Annotated in this window: 18 protein-coding genes; 5 read left to right on the top strand and 13 right to left on the bottom strand. The window is 67.2% G+C overall.

Annotated features, from left to right (window positions below):
• The 9 genes from SSKA14_RS13590 to SSKA14_RS13550 form a co-directional block, all read right to left on the bottom strand.
• A complete protein-coding gene (locus tag SSKA14_RS13590) occupies positions 1–1,143 on the bottom strand; it encodes a flagellar basal body P-ring protein FlgI (protein ID WP_006443848.1) in 1,143 nt (380 codons plus the stop codon).
• A gap of 2 nt (positions 1,144–1,145) precedes the next feature.
• Positions 1,146–1,838, bottom strand: a complete 693-nt coding sequence (gene flgH, locus SSKA14_RS13585; RefSeq protein WP_008266280.1) for a flagellar basal body L-ring protein FlgH — start codon at positions 1,836–1,838, stop codon at positions 1,146–1,148.
• A gap of 22 nt (positions 1,839–1,860) precedes the next feature.
• The gene (flgG, locus tag SSKA14_RS13580) at positions 1,861–2,646 is read right to left on the bottom strand and encodes a flagellar basal-body rod protein FlgG (RefSeq protein WP_005409571.1); all 786 of its coding nucleotides are present in this window, start codon (positions 2,644–2,646) and stop codon (positions 1,861–1,863) included.
• A 102-nt stretch (positions 2,647–2,748) separates the two neighbouring features.
• Positions 2,749–3,498 carry a flagellar basal body rod protein FlgF gene (locus SSKA14_RS13575; protein WP_008264506.1) on the bottom strand — a complete coding sequence of 250 codons (750 nt, stop codon included), beginning with the start codon at positions 3,496–3,498 and terminating at the stop codon, positions 2,749–2,751.
• A gap of 32 nt (positions 3,499–3,530) precedes the next feature.
• A complete protein-coding gene (flgE, locus tag SSKA14_RS13570) occupies positions 3,531–4,754 on the bottom strand; it encodes a flagellar hook protein FlgE (RefSeq protein WP_008267733.1) in 1,224 nt (407 codons plus the stop codon).
• A gap of 32 nt (positions 4,755–4,786) precedes the next feature.
• Positions 4,787–5,470 (bottom strand): flagellar hook capping FlgD N-terminal domain-containing protein, encoded by a 684-nt coding sequence (locus SSKA14_RS13565; protein WP_008265722.1) that lies wholly within the window; start codon positions 5,468–5,470, stop codon positions 4,787–4,789.
• Between the two features lie 23 nt (positions 5,471–5,493).
• Positions 5,494–5,901 carry a flagellar basal body rod protein FlgC gene (gene flgC, locus SSKA14_RS13560; protein WP_005416461.1) on the bottom strand — a complete coding sequence of 136 codons (408 nt, stop codon included), beginning with the start codon at positions 5,899–5,901 and terminating at the stop codon, positions 5,494–5,496.
• Between the two features lie 3 nt (positions 5,902–5,904).
• Positions 5,905–6,300, bottom strand: a complete 396-nt coding sequence (gene flgB, locus SSKA14_RS13555) for a flagellar basal body rod protein FlgB (protein WP_005409576.1) — start codon at positions 6,298–6,300, stop codon at positions 5,905–5,907.
• Positions 6,301–6,439: 139 nt separating this feature from the next.
• Positions 6,440–7,384: a chemotaxis protein gene (locus tag SSKA14_RS13550; RefSeq protein ID WP_008267639.1), complete on the bottom strand. Its 945-nt coding sequence runs from the start codon at positions 7,382–7,384 to the stop codon at positions 6,440–6,442.
• 182 nt (positions 7,385–7,566) lie between these two features.
• Between SSKA14_RS13550 and flgA the strand changes: the two genes are divergently transcribed.
• From flgA to SSKA14_RS13530, 4 genes are all read left to right on the top strand, one after another.
• Positions 7,567–8,223 (top strand): flagellar basal body P-ring formation chaperone FlgA, encoded by a 657-nt coding sequence (gene flgA, locus SSKA14_RS13545; protein ID WP_008267589.1) that lies wholly within the window; start codon positions 7,567–7,569, stop codon positions 8,221–8,223.
• Positions 8,224–8,298: 75 nt separating this feature from the next.
• On the top strand, positions 8,299–8,604 hold the full coding sequence (gene flgM / locus SSKA14_RS13540; RefSeq protein ID WP_008267132.1) for a flagellar biosynthesis anti-sigma factor FlgM: 306 nt from the start codon (positions 8,299–8,301) through the stop codon (positions 8,602–8,604).
• The gene (locus SSKA14_RS13535; RefSeq protein WP_006366325.1) at positions 8,601–8,939 is read left to right on the top strand and encodes a flagellar protein FlgN; all 339 of its coding nucleotides are present in this window, start codon (positions 8,601–8,603) and stop codon (positions 8,937–8,939) included. Before flgM ends, SSKA14_RS13535 begins: the two co-directional genes overlap by 4 nt.
• A 91-nt stretch (positions 8,940–9,030) precedes the next feature.
• Positions 9,031–10,251 carry an ATP-binding protein gene (locus SSKA14_RS13530; RefSeq protein ID WP_040007779.1) on the top strand — a complete coding sequence of 407 codons (1,221 nt, stop codon included), beginning with the start codon at positions 9,031–9,033 and terminating at the stop codon, positions 10,249–10,251.
• Between the two features lie 90 nt (positions 10,252–10,341).
• Here SSKA14_RS13530 and SSKA14_RS13525 read toward each other — a convergent pair whose 3' ends face one another.
• Together SSKA14_RS13525 and SSKA14_RS13520 are read right to left on the bottom strand one after the other, a co-directional pair.
• On the bottom strand, positions 10,342–12,114 hold the full coding sequence (locus tag SSKA14_RS13525; protein WP_008265945.1) for an EAL domain-containing protein: 1,773 nt from the start codon (positions 12,112–12,114) through the stop codon (positions 10,342–10,344).
• A 4-nt stretch (positions 12,115–12,118) separates the two neighbouring features.
• The gene (locus tag SSKA14_RS13520) at positions 12,119–14,221 is read right to left on the bottom strand and encodes a PAS domain-containing sensor histidine kinase (protein WP_040007778.1); all 2,103 of its coding nucleotides are present in this window, start codon (positions 14,219–14,221) and stop codon (positions 12,119–12,121) included.
• Positions 14,222–14,352: 131 nt separating this feature from the next.
• On the opposite strand from SSKA14_RS13520, the gene SSKA14_RS13515 reads away from it, so the two are divergent.
• Positions 14,353–17,112 (top strand): GGDEF domain-containing phosphodiesterase, encoded by a 2,760-nt coding sequence (locus tag SSKA14_RS13515; RefSeq protein ID WP_008266473.1) that lies wholly within the window; start codon positions 14,353–14,355, stop codon positions 17,110–17,112.
• Between the two features lie 390 nt (positions 17,113–17,502).
• Here the strand turns inward: SSKA14_RS13515 and SSKA14_RS13510 are convergent, their stop codons facing one another.
• Complete coding sequence (locus tag SSKA14_RS13510) at positions 17,503–17,715, bottom strand: hypothetical protein (RefSeq protein ID WP_008265394.1); 213 nt, start codon at positions 17,713–17,715, stop codon at positions 17,503–17,505.
• Positions 17,716–17,813: 98 nt separating this feature from the next.
• Complete coding sequence (locus tag SSKA14_RS13505) at positions 17,814–19,004, bottom strand: methyl-accepting chemotaxis protein (protein ID WP_008268676.1); 1,191 nt, start codon at positions 19,002–19,004, stop codon at positions 17,814–17,816.
• Positions 19,005–19,094 lie beyond the last annotated feature (90 nt).

The raw sequence follows: 19,094 nt of genomic DNA, 5'->3' as shown, positions 1-19,094 counted from the left end.
TCAGATCACCTCGAGCTCGGCACTCAATGCGCCGGCCTGTTTCAGGGCTTCCAGGATCGCGATGAGATCGCCCGGCGCCGCGCCCACTGCGTTCACCGCGTGCACGATCTCGTCCAGGGTGGTGCCGCCGCTGAACTTGAACATGCGGCTGCCGTCGTTGGTGGCGGTGATGGTCGACTGTGGGCTGGCCACGGTGCGGCCGCCGGACAGGGCGTTGGGCTGGCTGACGTTGGTGTTTTCCTGGATCGTCACCGTCAGCGAACCATGCGAGATGGCGGCCGGGCCGACCCGTACCTGCTGGCCGATGACCACGGTGCCGGTTCGCGAATTGACCACCACCTTGGCCGGCGCGCTGCCCGGGGTCAGCTCCAGGTTCTCGATGCGTGCCAGCAGGCCGATGCGCGCACCGGGATCGGTCGGTGCGGTGACCGCCACGGTCACACCATCGACGGCGCGTGCCGCGCCCTCGCCGAAGGCGTTGTTGAGTGCAGCAACCATGCGCGAGACGGTGGTGAAATCGTTGTTGTGCAGGTTCAGGGTGATGTCGCCGCCATTGGCGAGCGGATCGGGCAGGGCACGTTCAACGGTGGCGCCGTTGGGAATGCGGCCGACGCTGGGCACGTTCACCGAGACGCGGGAACCGTCCTTGCCCTGTGCACCGAAGCCGCCGACGATCAGGTTGCCCTGGGCGATTGCGTAGATCTGGCCATCGGCACCGCGCAGCGGAGCCATCAGCAGCGAGCCGCCACGCAGCGATACCGCATTGCCGATCGAGGACACGGTGATGTCGATCGGCTGGCCGGGCTTGGCGAACGGCGGCAGTTCGGCATGGATCGCCACCGCCGCCACGTTCTTCAGCTGCGGGTTGACGTTCGGCGGCACGTTGACGCCCAGCTCGCCGAGCAGGTTCTTCAGGCTCTGCACGGTGAACGGTGCCTGGCTGGTGCGGTCGCCGCTGCCATCCAGGCCGACCACCAGGCCATAACCTACCAGCGCATTGCCGCGCACGCCACCGACCTGGGCCAGGTCCTTGATGCGCTCGGCGCTGGCCGGCGCAGCCATTGCCAGCAGAAGGAAGAATGATCCGTAGAGCGACGCGATGCGTCGCTGCCACGTAGAAGAGAAGAGAGCTTTCATGGCCATACTCAGAACGGCGTCAGGCCGGAGTTGAAGAAGCGGCTCAACCAGCCCATCGCGTTGGACTGCGCGACCGGGCCGCGTCCGCCGTAGACGATGCGGGCTTCGGCCACGCGGCTGGAAGGAATGGTGTTGTCCTGGCTGATGTCACCGGGGCGCACGATGCCCTGCACCTGCACCAGTTCGTCGCCCTGATTCAGCCGCAGGTTCTTCTGCCCCTGCACGACCAGGTTGCCGTTGGGCAGGCGCTGCACCACGGTGACCGTGACGCTGCCCTGCAGCCGGTTGCTCTGCGCGCTGTTGCCCTTGCCGGTGAAATCACGCTTGCCGGTGGCCGACGCGCTGAGGATGTCCTTGCCGCCCAGGGTGACCGGCGCACCGAGGATCGAGGGCGTCCCCAGGTTGAGGTTCGACTCCTTGTTCGTTGCGGTGTTGGCACTGGTCTGAGCGGTGGTGTTTTCCAGCAGGGTGATGGTCAGCAGGTCACCGACGTCGCGTGCGCGACGGTCCGAATACAGCTGCAGGGTCGGGCCGGCAGCATAGATCGCACCGGCCGTCGGCGCGGCCTGCGGCGGCATGATCGGCTGGATCGGCGCCATCGCCGCGTAGGGTCGCACGTCGCCGGCGATCACGCAGCCACCGAGCAGGGCGGCCACGGCGCAGGCGAGGGCAGTGCGGGCGAAGGTGGAAATGGGCGACATGGCGGTTTCCCGGTTGGGCCGGTCAGAGCTTGTTGTTGAGATAGCCGAGCATCGAATCGGTGGTGGAGATCGCCTTGGCGTTCATTTCGTAGGCACGCTGGGTTTCGATCATCGACACCAGCTCTTCCACCACATTGACGTTGCTGCCTTCCAGCGCGCCCTGCACCACGGTGCCCAGGCCGTTGAGGCCAGGGTTGCCGTTCTGTGCCGGGCCGGAGGCGGTGGTTTCCAGGAACAGGTTCTCGCCGCGGGCCTGCAGGCCGGCCGGGTTGACGAAGTCGGTCAGGGTCAGCGCGCCCACTTCCACCGATGCGGCGCCATCGGCCATCTTCACGCTGATGGTGCCGTCGGTACCGATGGTCACCGATTGCGCGCCCTCGGGAATCTGGATGCCCGGCTGCACCGGATAGCCGCTGTTGGTGACCAGCTCGCTGTCCTGGTTGATCTTGAACGAGCCGTCACGGGTGTAGGCGGAGCTACCGTCGGGCATCTGCACCTCGAAGAAACCGCGGCCGTTCACCATCACGTCCAGGGCGCGGCCGGTCTGCTGCTGGCCACCCTGTTCGAAGTTCTTCGCGGTGGCCACCACGCGCACGCCGGTGCCCAGCTGCAGGCCGGTCGGCAGCTGCGTCTGCGCCGACGAGGAACCGCCGGGCTGGCGCACCTGCTGGTACAGCAGGTCTTCGAAACTGGCACGGTCCTGCTTGAAGCCGGTGGTGTTGGTGTTGGCGAGGTTGTTGGAAACCACCGACATGCGCATCTGCTGCGCATCCAGTCCGGTTTTCGCGATCCACAATGCCTGGTTCATCTTCGGTGTCCTGTCTGGTGGAACCGGCCGCGCGATGCGGCCCTTGGTAGCGGGTCTGCAAGCGGTGTGCCAGCGCCGCGCTCGGGCGGCGCCGGAATTCCGTCAGCTGCCCAGGCGCAGCAGGCTGTTGGCGCTGCGCGCGTTGTCGTCGCCGTGCTTGATCACCTGCACCTGCATTTCGTACTGGCGCTGCAGCTGGATCATCTGCACCAGTGCACCGGCGGCATCGACGTTGCTGCCTTCCAGCTGGCCGCTGTGCACGGCGGTGCCCTGCGCGGGTGCGAATGGCTGTTGTGGGTCGGTGTTGCGGAACAGGCCATCGAGGCCGCGCTCAAGGCGCTCGTCCGGGGCCTGCACCACCTTGATCCGGCCGACCTGCGCCATGGTCTGCGGGCCTTCGCCCTGCGGGATGATCGAGATCGTGCCGTCGGCGCCGATCTCCATCGCCTGGTAGGGCGGAATGGCGATCGGATTATTGTTGTCATCCAGCACCGGGCGGCCGCTGGAGGTCACCAGCTGGCCGTTCGGGGTGACCGACAGTGCAGCGCCGCGCGTATAGGCTTCGCTGCCATCGGTGGACTGCACGGCCAGCCAGGTGCCGGTCTGCAGTGCAAGGTCCAGCGGCTTGCCGGTGATGTGCTGCGCGCCGGGCCGGCGGTTGAAGCCGGCGTCGACGTGCAGCGCATCCACCCGCGAGGCAAAGCCCGGGCCGCGGATCGGGAAGGCTTCGGTGTTGGCCAGCGCTTCCTTGAAGCCGGGGGTGTCCGAGTTGGCGAGGTTGTGGCTGAGCGTACCCTGCGCCTGCAGGGAGGCGCGGGCACCGGTCATCGCCACGTAAAGGGCTTTATCCATGCGGGGAGTTCCGTAGCAGGGTCAGCAGCTCATCAACGGATGTTGATGACGGTCTGGGTGATCTGGTCCTGGGTGGTGATCATCTGCGCGTTGGCCTGGAAGTTGCGCTGCGCGGTGATCATGTTGACCAGCTGCTCGGTGAGGTCGACGGTGGACGCTTCCAAAGAGCCGGCCTGGATCTTGCCGAGGTTGGAGGTGTCCGGCATGCCGGTACGCGGCGTGCCCGAGCTGAAGGTATCCACCCACAGGTTGTTGCCCTTCGACTCCAGGCCCTGCGGGTTGTTGAAGGTGGTCAGCGCAACCTGGCCCAGCGGCTTGTCGGCACCGTTGGAGTAGCGGGCGTAGACCACGCCGGTCTCCGACACGGTGATCTCGTTGAGCTTGCCGGCGGCATAGCCGTCCTGCTGGGTGTTGCGCAGGGCGAACTTCTCGCCGTACTGGGTCGAGCCGGTGATATCCAGCGTCATGTTCAACTGGCCGGCGCCGGTGTTGGGGGTGAAGGTGCCGAGGCTGACCTTGCCGTCCGTCGGTGCGATCAGCTTGCCGCTGTTGTCGAAGGTGACCGGGGTCGGCGTGCCGGCCGGCTGGCCGTCCACGTAGTTGCGCACGGTCCACTCATTGGGGTTGGCCCCCTTGACGAAGTACGAGACCTGGATGTGGCTCACGCCCAGCGAGTCGTATACGGTGATGCCACCACTGGAGTGGTTGTAGGTGTTGGAGTCGGTCGGGTCGAAGGTGGTGACGGTCGGCGGCTTGGCGTTGGCCGGCAGGGTGAAGCCGACCTTCACTTCGCTGGTCTGCTTCGGCGCGCTGTCGGTGGTCAGCAGCTGCAGGTCGACGATGCGGCCGGAATCGAAGTTGGTGCCATCGGCATTCGGTGCGAACACCTGCAGGCGCGCGCCCTGCGGATTGACCACGAAGCCGGAGGCATCGGTCTGGAAGTTGCCGGCACGCGAATACACGCGGGTGCCGTTCATGTTCATGGTGAAGAAACCCTCACCGGAAATGGCCATGTCCAGGCTGCGGCCGGTCTGTTCGTTGTGGCCCTGCTTGAACTGCTGGGCAACGTTGGAGACGCGCACGCCCGAACCCACGGCGTTCTTCGACAGGCCGTAGCCGGTGGCCGAGAACAGGTCGGCGAACTCGGCGCGCGACTCCTTGAAGCCGGTGGTGTTGACGTTGGCGACGTTGTTGGCAGTGACGCTCAGGTCGGAGTTGGCGGCATTGATGCCGGACAGCGAGACATTGAAGCCCATGGGATGCTCCTGGTAAGTGCGGGATGTGCGGCTCAGCTGACGCGGAGCACGTAGTCGATCGGGGCCGTGCCCAGGCCCTTGAGATTCAGGTACAGGCCGTCGGAACCGACGGTCACGCTTTCCACCGGGGCCTGCACGTAGGTGGACAGCTTGGTGCTCTTGCCGGCGGTGTCGACGTGGTTGGCCACCACGCTGTACTTGCCGGGTTCCATGCGCTTGCCGTTGGCGTCCTTGCCGTCCCACTGGAAGGCGGTTTCGCCGGCAGCCTTGGCCTCCACGCTCAGCGAGGTGACCTTGGTGCCGTTGGCATCGGTGATGTCCACGGTGATGATGCCGGCCGAGGGTGCGGCGACCGTGCCTTCAACGCTGCCTTCCTTCTCCAGCATCAGCTTTTCCGACGGCACCAGCACCTGGTGGCCGACCAGCGCCGCACCACGCAGCACCTGGTCGCTGGCCATCGATTCCTGGAAGCCCTTCACCGTCTTGTTCAGATCGGTGATGCCCTGCACGGTCGACATCTGCGCCATCTGCGCGACCATCTGCGTGTTGTCCATCGGCTTGAGCGGGTCCTGGTGCTGCAGCTGTTCGGTCATCAGCCGCAGGAAGTCGGCCTGGTCCAGCGTGTTCTTCTTTTTCGTGGCGTTGCTGTTCGGAGCGTTCAGGCCGAGCGCGGCGTAGACGTCCTGGTTGGTCTGGTTGTTGACGGAGGTGGTCATGGCGGTATCCGGTACTGCGGGCCTCAGCGGCCCATGGTCAGGGTGGCCAGCGCCAGTTCCTTGGCCGTGGTCAACATCTCCACGCCGGCCTGGTAATTGCGCGAGGTCGAGATCAGGTTGACCATCTGCGCCACCGGGTCGACATCGGGCTGGTAGATGTAGCCGTCGGCGTCGGCCAGCGGATGGCCGGGCTCGTAGCGCTTGATCGGCGCCGCCTCGCTCTGGGTGATCTCCTTCACCTTCACCGACGTGATGTTCGGATCGTTTTTGCTGGTGACGGCCTGGAAGATCGGCTCCAGCGGCTTGTACACGGCGTCGGCGGAACCGGCGACGGTGTCGGCGTTGGAGAGGTTGGAGGCGATGGTGCTCATGCGCACCGACTGCGCCTGCAGCGCGGAGCCGGCGATGTCGAAGATCGGCAGGTTGCTCATGGCTTATTGCCCCGTGATCGCGGTCAGCATGGAACGCACCTTGCTCTCGACGAAGCTGAGCGAGGCGCGGTACTCGAGCGCAGCGCGGCCATAGGCAGCGCGCTCGGCATCGGGGTCAACGGTGTTGCCGTCCAGGCTGGGCTGCACGCCTTCGCGCGCGATCTGGAACGGATTCAGGCCACTACTGATTTCGTAGTGCTGCTCGTGGGTGGTGGCCATCAGGCCATTGGCATCCTGCCCCTGGGCGTGGCGCAGGGCGGCGTCGAAGTCCAGGTCCTGGGCCTTGTAGCCGGGCGTGTCGGCATTGCCGAGGTTGCTGGCGATCAGCTTCATCCGCTGTTCGCGCAACGGCATGGCCTGGGCATGGACGCCCAGGTAGTCGGTAATCAGGTTGCGCACGGTGCACTCCCACGGGAACGTTGCCCGGGAAGCTGCAAGCGGTGTGCCAAATAGGGGAGGGTAGTGCCGGCCGCTGGCCGGCTCCCGGATGTGCCTGCGGTTGCCGGCCAGCGGCCGGCACTACCGGATCAGCGGGCCGTCAGGCCGCCAGCGCGACCTTGCGCAGGCGGTCCAGCACGAAATCGGCCAGTTCGTGCGGCGAGTACTTGGCGACAAAGGCGTTGGCGCCGACGCGCTCGACCATCGCATTGTTGAATACGCCGGACAGCGAGGTGTGCAGCAGCACGTACAGGCCGGCCAGGCCCGGGTGCCGCCGGATTTCCGTCGTCAGCGTGTAGCCGTCCATGGCCGGCATCTCGATGTCCGAGATCACCATCGCGTAGCGCTCGGCCGGGTTCTCGCCCGAGGCGTGGATCTGCAGCAGGTGGTCCAGCGCCTGCTTGCCGTCGGACAACAGGGTGGCCCCCACGCCGAGCTGGTCAAGCACGCTGCGGATCTGCTGGCGGGCCACGCGCGAGTCGTCCACCACCAGTACCTGCAGCTGCGGGCCATCGGAGGGCATCGCCATCGCCGGGTCGAGCACGGCTTCGCCGCGGACCTGGGCAATGTCGGCCAGCACGCTTTCGACGTCGATCACCTGGATCAGCTCGCCCTGGAAGCGGGTCACCGCGGTCAGGTAGCTCGATTCAGCGCCCAGCTCCGGCGGGGGGTGGATGTCTTCCACCGCGATGTTGACGATGCGCTCCACGCCACTGACCAGGAAGCCCTGGATCGAGCGGTTGAATTCAGTGACGACCAGGTAGCCGGGCGAGGTGTCCGCATCGGGCTCACGCTCGGGGTGGCCGATCGCCAGGCCCAGGTCCAGCACCGGCACCGAGCGGCCCCGCACGTCGGCCACGCCGGAGAACTGGCTGGGCAGCCCGGGCACCTGGAACAGCTCCGGGCGGCGCAGGACTTCCTGCACCTTGAAGACATTGACGCCAAAAAGCTGACGTCCGCCGAGACGGAACAGCAGCAGCGCCAGGCGGTTGTGGCCGGCCAGTCGGGTCCGCTGGTCGATCCGGTTGAGCAGGTCATGGGACATGGCTGCTGTATCGGCGCGCTCGGCACCGAACTTGAGCGCTTTTGTAGCGTCGAGCCGTGCTCGACTGCTGTTCGCACGATATGCGACGCGTCGAGCATGGCTCGACTCTACAAAAGGCGACCCCGTCGATCTGGCACATCCCTTGCACGCATCTGGGCCAGATCCCCTCGACAGGAGGCGCCATGCGCCGGGTCACACTTCTCTATGCCATCGCCCTGGCGCTGGTCTCGCCATGGGCAGGCGCCGCTGACTGGCAGCCCGTGGCCAGCATCCGCGCCGCGGCGTTGACGACGCTGCCGGCCGGCAGCGAGGGCGAGGCCCAGGTGGCCGATGCGCTGCGCCTGCCGAAGTGTGGCGGCGCGTTGCAGGTGCAGCCCACTGCCAACACCACGGTGGAGGTCAGTTGTCCCGATGCGGGCGGTTGGCGCCTGTTCGTACCGGTGAAGGTGCGGCGCAACCAGAGCGTGCTGGTCCTCAATCGTGGAATCGGCACTGGAGAAACCATTACTGCCGCCGATATCACCACTGCCCAGCGTGATGCTGCCCGGATTGCCGGTGCGGTGCTGGCCGACCCCAACGCGGCGATCGGCCGCATTGCCCGCCGTCCGCTGCAGGCCGGGGCCCTGCTGTCGAACAACGACCTGGTGGTGCAGCGTCTCATCAAGCGAGGAGACAATGTGGCCCTGGTGTCGCGTCGCGGCTCGGTCGAGGTGCGCATTGCCGGCCGTGCGATGGGCGACGCGGGCGAGAATGAACGGGTCTCGGTGGAGAACCTGTCCTCGCGGAGGATCGTGCAGGGCACGGTCGATGCCGCAGGTGACGTAATCGTGGCGCGTTGAATTAGCGCAGAATATCCCTAAAGATCGCGGCCCAGCGGCCGTTATCCCTTGTGAACGGCAACTCCAGGACACCCCATGAGCCAGAAAATCGACGGCAACCTGCAGGTCCCCCAGGCACTGCGCAGCGTGACGACCCCGGCCAACAAGCCCGGCGTCAGCAGCGATTCGCCGGCGCGCCCGGTCGAGGCCGCCGACAGCCTGCGCCTGACCGGCGAGGCCACCAACCTGCAGGCCATCGAGCGTGAGCTGACCACCGCCCCGGCGATCGACGCCCAGCGCGTGGCCGCCGTGCGCGAGTCGCTGCAGAACGGCACCTACAAGATCAATCCGGACGCGATCGCTTCGCGCATGCTCGATCTGGACCAGCAGCTGCAGGGATGACCGCAGCGATGAGCGAGCCGCTGCAGCGTCTCGCCCAGGCCCTGGACGTTGAGCGCCAGGCCCTGGTCGAGCACGACGTGCACGCCCTGATCCGTGCCACCGGCGCCAAGCTGGAAGCGCTGCGTGCGCTGGAAGGTGCGCCGCCGGTCGGCGAGGGCGAACAGCTGCAGGAACTGGCCGAACGCAACCGGGCCAACGGTGTGCTGCTGTCGCGCCGCCGCCGTGAGGTCAACTGGGCGCTGCGCCAGCTGGGCCGTACCGAAGATGCCTCGGCCTACGACGCCAAGGGCCAGTCACACACGGTCACCGCCCGCCGCCCCCTCGCCGTCGCCTGACGCGACGGCGATCGCACACCCCCTCCCTGCGGGCTGAAGCCCGCCGCGTGACCGCGTATATTGGGCGCCTGTTCGAACGCCCCGAGTTGCCGTGTCCGCTGCCAACGTCCTGGTTACCGCCCCCCTTCCGCCGCAGCCGGTGCTGCAGGCGCTGCTTGAGCGCCTGCGCGAAGGCCTGCTGCTGTTCACCGAGGACGGGCAGGTGGCCCTGGCCAATCCGGCCGCGCAGAACCTGCTGGCCAACGGCGAAGACGGCGCATTGCCGCCGCCGCAGCGCCTGCGTGAACTGTTGCCGCCCGACGCGCTGGAGCAGGCGCGCCAGCATGGTCACTGGAACGGCAGCCTGCCGCTGGGCGAGGGCGTGGTCATCGCCCACCTGTACCACCACGGCCCGGTCGGTGAAGGGCACTTCCTGGCCCTGTTCCGCCACATCGAAGGGCAGGAAGACTACGAACGCGAGCTGCAGCAGCGCCACGCCGAACTGCGCCAGGCCTACCTGCGCCTCAACGGCACCCAGGAAAAGCTGCTGCAATCGGAGAAGATGGCGTCGATCGGCCAGCTCGCCGCAGGTGTGGCGCACGAGATCAACAACCCGATCGGTTACGTGCATTCCAACCTCGGCAGCCTGCAGGAATACCTGCGCAGCCTGTTCACCGTGATCGAGGCCTATGAGCGCGCCCTGCGTGCGCCGGACCCGAAGGCACTGATTCCGGAAATCGACGATATCCGTGACCGCCTCGACATCGACTTCATCAGCCGCGACCTGCCGCAGCTGATGGCCGAGTCGCGCGAAGGCATCGAGCGGGTCACCCGCATCGTGCGCGACCTGAAGGACTTCTCGTATTCCGGTCGCGATGAGTCGTGGAAGCTGGTCGACCTGCACGCGGGCCTGGAATCGACCATCAACATCATCTGGAACGAGCTCAAGTACAAGGTCACCCTGGTGCGCGAGTTCGGCCAGCTGCCGCTGGTGGAGTGCCTGCCGTCGGAACTGAACCAGGTCTACATGAACCTGCTGCTCAACGCCGGCCACGCCATCGCCGAGCGCGGCACCATCACCGTGCGCACCGGCGTCGATGGCGATCATGTCTGGGTCGAGTTCGAAGACACCGGCGGCGGCATTTCGCCGGAACTGCGCCAGCGCATCTTCGATCCGTTCTTCACCACCAAGCCGGTGGGCAGCGGCACCGGGCTGGGCCTGTCGATCTCCTACAGCATCATCAACAAGCACCACGGCCGCATCGACCTGGACAGCACCCCGGGCGTGGGCTCGCGCTTCCGCGTGGTGCTGCCCGTGAAGCAGCCGCGCTGACGGCTTAGGGAAGTGCCGGCCGCTGGCCGGCAACCCCATGCAAGCAGGTGCCGCGAGGTAGCCGGCCAGCGGCCGGCTCTACAACGCCGGTTACCGCTGTGGGCGATCCTCGCCACCTTCGCCGGTTTCAACCGGCGCTGGCCCGGCGTTGCTGCGGCGCTGTTCCTCGTAGGTGCGGAACGCCTGGTGGATGTGCTTGCGCAACTCGTCGTCGTTCCACGGCTTGGTCAGGAAACGGTAGATCGCGCCGCGGTTGATCGCGTCGGTCACCGTGTTCAGATCGGTGTAGCCGGACAGCACCAGGCGGATCGTATCCGGGTACAGCATCTTCACCCGGCCGAGGAATTCGGTGCCGCTCATGTCGCTCATGCGCTGGTCGGACAGGATCACCTGCACGTCGTTGATCGCCAGCAGGTCGAACGCATCGCGCACGTTGCCGGCGGCCAGGATGCGGTAGCCGTCGCGGCGGAACAGGCGTACCAGTGAGCGCAGTACGTTCTCCTCGTCGTCCAGCAGCAGCAGGGTGCGGTCGGGGCGGGTCTCGGCGAACGCTTCCGGGCGCAGGTAGCGGCGCCGCAGGGTCATGCCGGCGGCATCGGCCGACATCGGTTCGCCGAACAGGTAGCCCTGGAACACATCGCAGTCGTTGCGGCGCAGGAAGCCCAGCTGCGCCTGCGACTCGACGCCATTGGCGATCACGGTCATGCCCAGCTGGTGGCCCATGGCGATGATCGCGCGGGCGATGGCGGCCTCGCGGTTGCCGGCCGGCGCGCTCTTGATGAAGCTGCGGTCGATCTTCAGCTTGTCCACCGGGTAGCGCACCAGCGCGCTCAGGCTGGAATCACCGGTGCCGAAGTTGTCCAGGCTCAGGCTGATGCCTTCATTGCGCAGGTTGGCCAGCGTCTCGTGCACGAAATTGACGTTGTTGGTCAGCGCGCTTTCGTTGATCTCCAGCGTCAGCATGTGCGCCGGAACACCGGCGGCCTGCATCAGTGACATCACCTCGGCGAAGAAGTTCGGCCGCAGCAGCTGCAGGGTGGAGACGTTCACCGCGATGGTGAAGTCATCGAAACCCTGGTCCCGCCACATGCGTGCCTGTTTCAACGCGCCCTCCAGCACCCACGTGCCGATCTGCACGATGATCCCCAGCCGCTCGGCGGTGCGCATGAAGCGTTCGGGCACAAGCATGCCCAGCGTGGGCGACTGCCAGCGCAGCAGCGCCTCCATGCCCACCACGTGGCCGTCGCGGGCGCTGACCAGCGGCTGGTAGCGCAGCTTCAGCTCGCCATTGGGAATCGCATCGACGATCTGCCGCGCGATGATGCTCTCGCTGTGCGCGCTGGGCGGGGTATCCACCGCATGGATGCGCACCGCGTTGCCGCCTTCGCGCGCGGCCTGGTACAGCGCGTCCTCAGCGTGGTCAAGCAGCCGCGAGGTGCTGCTGGCATGTTCCGGGCACAGGCTCACGCCCAGCTTGCCGGTCATGAACAGCGTGTACGGCAGCACCGACAGCGGCAGCTCCATCTGCTGCCGGATCTCCTCGGCGAAGTCTTCCGGCAGCGGCACGTCGGCGGTGCGCGGTACCGCGATCAGGAATTCGTCGCTGCCGTGGCGCCACAACTTGCCACGCCCGCGCAGGTAGGACTGCAGGCGCTGCGCCACCAGCACCAGGGCCTGGTCGCCCACTTCCGCGCTCATGTTCTCGTTCACCGAGGCGAAGTGGTCGATGTCCACATGCATCAGCATCAGCGCGGTACCGCCCGAAGCCGCGTCGGCGACCATCGCCTGCAGCTCGGGATTGCCGGCGCCAAGGCGGTCGGGTGCATCGTCGATGCTGACCGGGGGCAGGTTGGGATTCCACATAGGCTCAGTATTCCGGTGACTCGACGGCGGCCATGCCGGCCGCCTGGTAGGGGAGGTGGACGTCGACGAGGGTGCCTTCGCCATGCGCGGACTCGATCCGTACATGGCCGCCGACACTCTGCGCGCGCTCGCGCATCACGATCAGGCCAAGTCCGCGCGGTCCATCCGGGTCGAAACCTTCGCCGTCGTCGCGGATCTGCAGGTGCAGGCCGCGTTGCCCGACGTCACGCAGCTGCAGCTGCACCTGGCTGGCGCGCGCATGGCGCAGCACGTTGGTCAGGCTCTCCTGCGCGATGCGGAAGCAGGCCTGTTCGATGCTGTTGTCCGGGCGATGCGGCAGCGGCTCGATCTCGGCCAGCAGCTCCACCGGCGAGGACCGGAACAGCACACGTGCCTGCCAGCTCAGCGCGGCTTCCAGCCCCAGCGCGTCCAGCTGCGGCGGGCGCAGCAGGGTGGAGATATCGCGCAGCTTGGCCACGGTGGTGTCGGCCAGGCTGACGATCTGCGCCAGGTCCTCGGCACGGCGCTGCGGGTCATCCTCGTCCTGCGCCGCATAGGCCGACAGCTTGATCGCGGTGATCGCCTGGCCGATGTCGTCGTGCAGGTCGCGCGAGATCGCGCGGCGCTCGTCTTCCTGCAGCGAGAACAGGCGGCCGGCCATCGCCTGCAGCTCGCGGTTGCTGGTTTCCAGCGCACTGCGCGTACGCTCGGAATCGCTGAGGTCGCGCACGATCAACAGTTTGCAGTCGCGACCGCCATAGCGCACTTCACCCACCGCCAGCCCGGCATGGAAGCTGGGGCCGTCGGCGCGCTGCATCGCCACCACGCTGCTGTGCCCGGGGCCCAGGTGCGGCTGCCCGGCGCGCAGCTGGCTGCGGACCCGCGCCAGGTCATCTGCAGCGACCAGCGCTGACAGCGGCTCGCCCAGCAGGGTGTGGCTGCCATAGCCGAACAGGCTGGCGGCCCACGCATTGGCGTACAGCACGTGCTCGTCGGAGAGAATCACCACGCCATCGGGCAGTACCCGCACCAGCTCGCGGAACTGCTCCTCACGCTCGCGCAGCAGGCGCCGCGATTGTTCGCGCTCGGTCACGTCCTGCAGGGTGCCCAGCACACGGCTGCGGCCGGACTCATCAATGCCACTGGCCGCGCGCAGGTGCACCATCAATGCACGGCCGTCCATCGACAGCAACGGCAGCAGCACGTCCACCTGCACCGGGTCGCCGGAGCACAGCTCGGACAGCAGCTGTTCGGTCTGGGTGGCGGTGGCCGGGTCGGCCGGCACCAGCAGTTCGTCGAAACGGTGCCAGCGGCGCGCCTCGGGCGGGCGGCGGCCGAGCAGGCGATAGACCTGGTTGGAGTAGCGGCCCAGGGCCGTGGACGGGTCCAGCTCCCATGCGCCGATGCGGGCCAGCTCGTGCGCCTCTTCCACCCGCGCCAGTGCCTGGTCACGGCGCAGCTGCGCCAGGTCCTCGGCGGTGCGGTCGATGGCGATCAGCAGGCGGGCATTGTGGCCGTCGTAGCTGATCGCATTGGAACGCAGTTCCATCTGGCGCTGACTGCCGTCACGCAGCTGCAGCTGCGTGCGCAGGATGCACAATTCTTCCGGCGCTTCGCGGATTGCTTCCAGCTTGGTCTGCAGGGCCTGGTCCTGGCCTGGCGGCCACAGCGCATCGATGGTCTGCTCCAGCAATTCGTCGCGTTCCCAGCCGAAGGTCGCGCAGGCGGCGGGGTTGGCATCGAGGATGGCCAGCGTATCCAGGTCGTAGACCAGGATCGGGCCGGGATTGCCCTCGAACATCTGCCGCAGGCGCAGTTCCGACGCCTGCTGCCGGGCATGGGTCTGCAGCACGTGCTCGGCCAGCGGGCGCAACAGCAGGTACAGCAGCCCGGCGCTGGCCAAGGCGAAGAATGCACCTTTCAGGCCCTGCCACAGCGCGGCCTGCTGCGGGTCGGGCACCAGTGCCTGCACCGCGCCGTCGGTCGCGATCATCCAGGCCAGCGCCATCACCAGGTAGCTCAGCACCACCCGCCGCCGGTCGCGGCTCAGCGCCTGCGCCATCCGCGGGTCGGAAACAGGGGCCTTGCCGGTAGGGTCTGCGGGCATGGATGGGAGGGATCAAAGGGGCGCCGGCCATCTTACCGCGCGGGTGTGCCCTGACCACTCAATTATCCGCCGCAGGCGCCGTTAACCACTGCGTGCCCCGCTGACGGGCGTGTCATCCGGAGCAAGATCGCGTGGACCAAGGGATCATCGCCAGCCTGCTGCAGCACCCACTTGCGTCGGCGCTGGTCATCGTCGACCGTACGGGGCGCCCGTTGGCGGCCAATCCGGCTGCGCGCGAGCATGGCCTGCCGGCCACTGTGGCCGCCTATGCGCCGATGCTGGAAGATCTGCGCCTGATGGCCGCCGATGGCGGCATCGTGGCCTGTACGCTACCCGGCGGCCCGCGCGGTCACTACGACGGCCACCTGCGCGCCGTGCACGATGGTGCCGGCAACCTGCTGGCGTTCACGCTGAGTGTTCCCGAGCCAACGCCCATCGATGGCGGCGGGCGCTGGGAGCTGGCGCTGGACAGTGCCGGCCACAGCCTGTGGGATTGGGATATTCCCAGTGACCGCGTGGCGCGTACCCCGGCGCTCGGCGATGAGACCGCCACCGAGATGTTGTCACGCGTCCACAGCGAGGACATCGGCCAGGTGCGTGCGGCACTGGACCAGCATCTGCGCGGACAGAGCGAGCAGTACAGCGCGCAGTTCCGCTTCCGCCAGGCCGATGGCCAGTGGCGCTGGGTTCTGGACCGGGGGCGCGTGGTTGCACGTACGGCCGATGGCCAGCCGCTGCGCATGGTCGGCACGCATACCGATATCGAGCAGCAGAAGCAGCTGGAATCGCTGCTGCAGGAACAGCAGCTGCACCTGAGCGAGGCGCAGCGCATCGCCAGCATGGGCAGCTGGTCGTTTGATCCCACGACCGGTCATTTCTGGTGGTCGCCGGAACTGCGCTCGCTGCTGGCGCTGGAGCAGGGCGCCGTGCCCGGCCAGCGGCGCTGGCTCAAGCAGTTGCACCCCCGCTCGCGCGGCGCCTTGCGCGCGGCCTGGCGGCGGTTGTGGCGCGATGGTCGCGCCGCAAACCTGGAGCTGGAGCTGACCCGCGGCAACGAGCCCTCGCAGCACCTGCGGCTGTGGATGCAGCCGCTGATGGACATGGAGGGGCAGCCCAAGCGACTGCTCGGCCAGGTCCAGAACATTACCGAACAGCACCAGACCGACGCACTGATCCGTTGGCGCACCGAACTGCTGAACCGCGTTTCCGCATTGGGCCGCATCGGCGGCTGCGAGATCGAGGTGCAGACCCGGCACATGCAGTGGACCGAGGAGTGCTATCGCATCCACGGCCTGCGCAAGGAGCCGATCACCCTCGACCAGGCGCTGGCGCTGTATACCGAAGATTCCCGTAACGCCTTCGAAGCGGCGTTGGTGCGGATCGCCAATGGTGGGCTGCCCGAGCAGCTGGACCTGTGCTTCTACCGGCAGTCCGGCCTGCGGGTATGGGTGCAGGTACTGGTCGAGCTGGACCGGCGGGACGGCCTGCCGCCGCGCTTCGTGGTGCTGTTCCGTGACATCACCCGCGAGCGCGAAGCCAACGAGCGCATCGAGCTGCTGGCGCATTACGACCTGCTCACCGGCCTGCCGAACCGTGTGCTGCTCGGCGAACAGACCGCCGAAGCCATCGAGGAAGCGCGCGACCGCGGCACCTCGCTGGCAATGCTGTTCATCGATCTGGACGGCTTCAAGACCATCAACGACAGCTTCGGCCACGCCACCGGCGATGCGCTGCTGAAGGCGGCCGCAACCCGGCTGCACCAGAACCTGCGCAACAACGATCTGTTCGGGCGTTTCAGCGGCGATGAATTCATCGTCGTACTGCGCGACCTGGCCGAGCCGGAAGACGCCGGCCACGTGGCACGCAAGCTGATCGCCTCGTTGGCCGAGCCGCTGCGCCGTGGCGAGACCACTTTGAAGGTGGGTGCCAGCGTCGGCATTGCGATGCTGGGTGATGCACAGACCGACTTCGATTCGCTGCTGCGCGCGGCCGACGCCGCGATGTACGCGGCCAAGGAGGCCGGGCGCAACACCTACCAGTACTACAGCCAGGACGCACTGGCCCGGATCCAGCGCAAGCTTGAGCTTGAGCATGCGCTGCACGGTGCCATTGAACGCGAAGAATTCAGCCTGGCCTATCAGCCGCTGCTGCACGCGCACCAGGGCGAACCGCCGGCGATCGAGGCGCTGCTGCGCTGGCATCGTCCGGGCATCGGCTATTGCAGCCCGGCCGAGTTCATTCCCATTGCCGAAAAATGCGGCGAGATCGTGCGCATCGGCGACTGGGTGCTGAACGAGGCCTGCCGGCAGGCGACAGCCTGGGACCACGCTGGCCTGCGTTTCGATCGCATCGCAGTCAATGTATCGGCGGTGCAGCTGCGTGACCGTGGTTTCGCTGAGCGTGTGATCGAGATCTGCCACGCGCACGGCTGGCCGCCACAGCGGCTGGAGCTGGAACTGACCGAGTCGGCGCTGATCCGTGACACCGACATCCTGCGCCACTGCTTCGACGTGCTGGAACGGCATGGCGTGCCGCTGGCCGTGGATGACTTCGGCACCGGCTTCTCCAACCTGAATTACCTCAACCGTTTCCCGGTGGGGCGCCTGAAGATCGACCGCAGCTTCGTGCAGGGCATGCTGCACGATTCAGGCACGGCCGAAGTGACCCAGGCCATCGTGCACCTGGGCCACGCGCTGGGCATGAAGGTGGTGGCCGAAGGCGTGGAAACGCACCAGGAAGAGGACATGCTGCGCCGCCAGGGCTGCGATGAGATCCAGGGTTACCTGTACTCGCGCCCGCTCAGCCCGCGTGACCTGGCGCAGTGGCTGCGCCAGCAGCACCCGGCACCCGGGCGCACAGATGCTGCCAGCGAGGTCGTGCTGGCACGCTGAGGTAGCGCCGGGCCTTGCTCGGCGGGATCGGCGCACGCCGATGCACCGCTCTGGTGGGTGCCGACCTTGGTCGGCACGGATGCCTGCGCTCGCGATCATCCACGCATCAGAATCCCGCTCCGGTGGATGCCGACCTTGGTCGGCACGGATGCCTGCACCCGCGATCATCCACGCATGGCGTGGATCTACTTCAAGCACCGGCTTTGGTCGGCACGGATGCCCGCGCCCGCGATCATCCACGCATCAGAATCCCGCTCTGGTGGGTGCCGACCTTGGTCGGCACGGATGCCTGCACCCGCGATCATCCACGCATGGCGTGGATCTACTTCAAGCACCGGCTTTGGTCGGCACGAATGCCTGCGCCTGCGTTCATCCACACATGGCGTGGATCTACAGGGAATCCCCATCCAGGCCCAGGTCCCACGCCAGGCCCAGCAGCTCGTTGTCCGCACGGGACGGCGCAGGGCGCGCATCGGCCAGCTGCTGCAGCTCGCGGATCTCCTCGCGTGCTACCTCTTCCAGCTGTTGCAGCTGCTCACGCACGCTCGCATTGCGCGGGCGCTCGGTGTCGGTGAGGGAGGGCAGGGCGCGGATCAGGGTCATGGTGCGCGTACAGGATGCATCCAACGGCGGGTCACAGGCAAAGGCCCCGGACGAACCGGGGCCTTGCGGGCTGCCGGTGGCGGCAGCGGACATCAGGATCAGAACAGCTCGACGGTACCGGCGCCCATGCTCTGCTGGGCAACCGGCTTGTGCGGCGGGCGTTCCCACTCGCTACGCAGTTCGCGCAGGCGGCTGCCGGTGCGCTGCAGGGCGGTGGCGATCTCTTCGTCGAACACGCCGCCATTGCGGTGCAGCAGCTCCTGCAGGGCCACCGCTTCGCGGTTGATCGCGGTCAGGCGGTCCAGATGGGTGTGCACGCCGCCCAGCGCCTGGGTGGCGATGTCTTCGAACTGCAGGGCGCGCACGGCCTCGGCCACGCTGCCATCGATCGAGCGGGCGCAATCAGAGACTTCGCGCATGCCGTCGCCCAGCGACGCGTTGATCTGCGCGACGTTGTCGAGCATCGCCGCCGCTTCCTGGCGCGCTTCACGGGAGCGGTCCATATCGCGCGAGGCCATGTGCGAGACCGTCTCGCGCACCTTGGCGATGGCGTCCTTGGAGCTGTGCGCCAGCTTGCGGATCTGCTCGTTGAACGTGGTCGAGCGCTCGGACAGGTTGCGCACTTCGTCGGCCACCACGGCGAAGCCACGACCGGCTTCACCGGCACGCGCGGCTTCAATGGCAGCGTTCAGGGCCAGCAGGTTGGTCTGGTCGGCAATCGACTTGACGTCTTCCAGCAGCGCGAAGATGCCATCCAGGTGCTGTGCCATCTGATCGATGTGCTGCACGGTGGTGCTGCTCTGGCCGCTCACCTGTTCCAGCGCTTCCACCAGCTGCTCCATGCGATGGCTGGCGTGCTGGGCGAATCGGGCAACGTCGAGGCCGGCGCTGCCTTCATCACCGGCGCGGTCAACGATGCGCGACAGGGCCTGGCTCTGCTGGCGCGACTTGCGGTTCATCGCATCGAAGCTGCCGCCCAGGCTGGAAACGGCCTGGCGGATCAGGTCGCGGGCACGTTCCACTTCGCCGCGCGAACCGTCGATCTCGTTGCCGACGAAGTTGCGCAGTTCGGTCAGCAGCTGGTCCTGCTCACGCAGCACACGGGCATGTTCCGGGGAACGGTGCGCCTGGGCGCGGGTGGTCCACCAGGCAAAGCCGAGCCAGCTCAGCGTCATCGTGGTCAGGATCGCCCAGCGCAGGGCGGCCGGCCATTCGAAACCGATGGCGAAGGGGAGCAGCAGGGTCAGAGCCAGGGGGGCGGCCAGACGGATGAAAATGCGTGAGTACATGGACGTTCTCGGGAGGTGCACGGAGGATGTATCGGCCGTACCCCCTTTCTCTTTAACGTCGATGTGCCCCGAAGTGCATTCTGAATGCGC

The sequence above is a fragment of the Stenotrophomonas sp. SKA14 genome, assembly GCF_000158575.1.
Classification (GTDB): domain Bacteria; phylum Pseudomonadota; class Gammaproteobacteria; order Xanthomonadales; family Xanthomonadaceae; genus Stenotrophomonas; species Stenotrophomonas forensis.
Note: the sequence above shows the minus strand (reverse complement) of the source record. Positions and strands in the feature narration are given on the sequence as shown.

Excerpts from the sequence above, each read along its gene's own strand:
- SSKA14_RS13590 (WP_006443848.1), bottom strand. The coding sequence starts at position 1,143 with ATGGCCATGAAAGCTCTCTTCTCTTCTACGTGGCAGCGACGCATCGCG.
- flgH (WP_008266280.1), bottom strand. The coding sequence starts at position 1,838 with ATGTCGCCCATTTCCACCTTCGCCCGCACTGCCCTCGCCTGCGCCGTG.
- flgG (WP_005409571.1), bottom strand. The coding sequence starts at position 2,646 with ATGAACCAGGCATTGTGGATCGCGAAAACCGGACTGGATGCGCAGCAG.
- SSKA14_RS13575 (WP_008264506.1), bottom strand. The coding sequence starts at position 3,498 with ATGGATAAAGCCCTTTACGTGGCGATGACCGGTGCCCGCGCCTCCCTG.
- flgE (WP_008267733.1), bottom strand. The coding sequence starts at position 4,754 with ATGGGCTTCAATGTCTCGCTGTCCGGCATCAATGCCGCCAACTCCGAC.
- SSKA14_RS13565 (WP_008265722.1), bottom strand. The coding sequence starts at position 5,470 with ATGACCACCTCCGTCAACAACCAGACCAACCAGGACGTCTACGCCGCG.
- flgC (WP_005416461.1), bottom strand. The coding sequence starts at position 5,901 with ATGAGCAACCTGCCGATCTTCGACATCGCCGGCTCCGCGCTGCAGGCG.
- SSKA14_RS13550 (WP_008267639.1), bottom strand. The coding sequence starts at position 7,384 with ATGTCCCATGACCTGCTCAACCGGATCGACCAGCGGACCCGACTGGCC.
- flgA (WP_008267589.1), top strand. The coding sequence starts at position 7,567 with ATGCGCCGGGTCACACTTCTCTATGCCATCGCCCTGGCGCTGGTCTCG.
- flgM (WP_008267132.1), top strand. The coding sequence starts at position 8,299 with ATGAGCCAGAAAATCGACGGCAACCTGCAGGTCCCCCAGGCACTGCGC.
- SSKA14_RS13535 (WP_006366325.1), top strand. The coding sequence starts at position 8,601 with ATGACCGCAGCGATGAGCGAGCCGCTGCAGCGTCTCGCCCAGGCCCTG.
- SSKA14_RS13525 (WP_008265945.1), bottom strand. The coding sequence starts at position 12,114 with ATGTGGAATCCCAACCTGCCCCCGGTCAGCATCGACGATGCACCCGAC.
- SSKA14_RS13520 (WP_040007778.1), bottom strand. The coding sequence starts at position 14,221 with ATGCCCGCAGACCCTACCGGCAAGGCCCCTGTTTCCGACCCGCGGATG.
- SSKA14_RS13510 (WP_008265394.1), bottom strand. The coding sequence starts at position 17,715 with ATGACCCTGATCCGCGCCCTGCCCTCCCTCACCGACACCGAGCGCCCG.
- SSKA14_RS13505 (WP_008268676.1), bottom strand. The coding sequence starts at position 19,004 with ATGTACTCACGCATTTTCATCCGTCTGGCCGCCCCCCTGGCTCTGACC.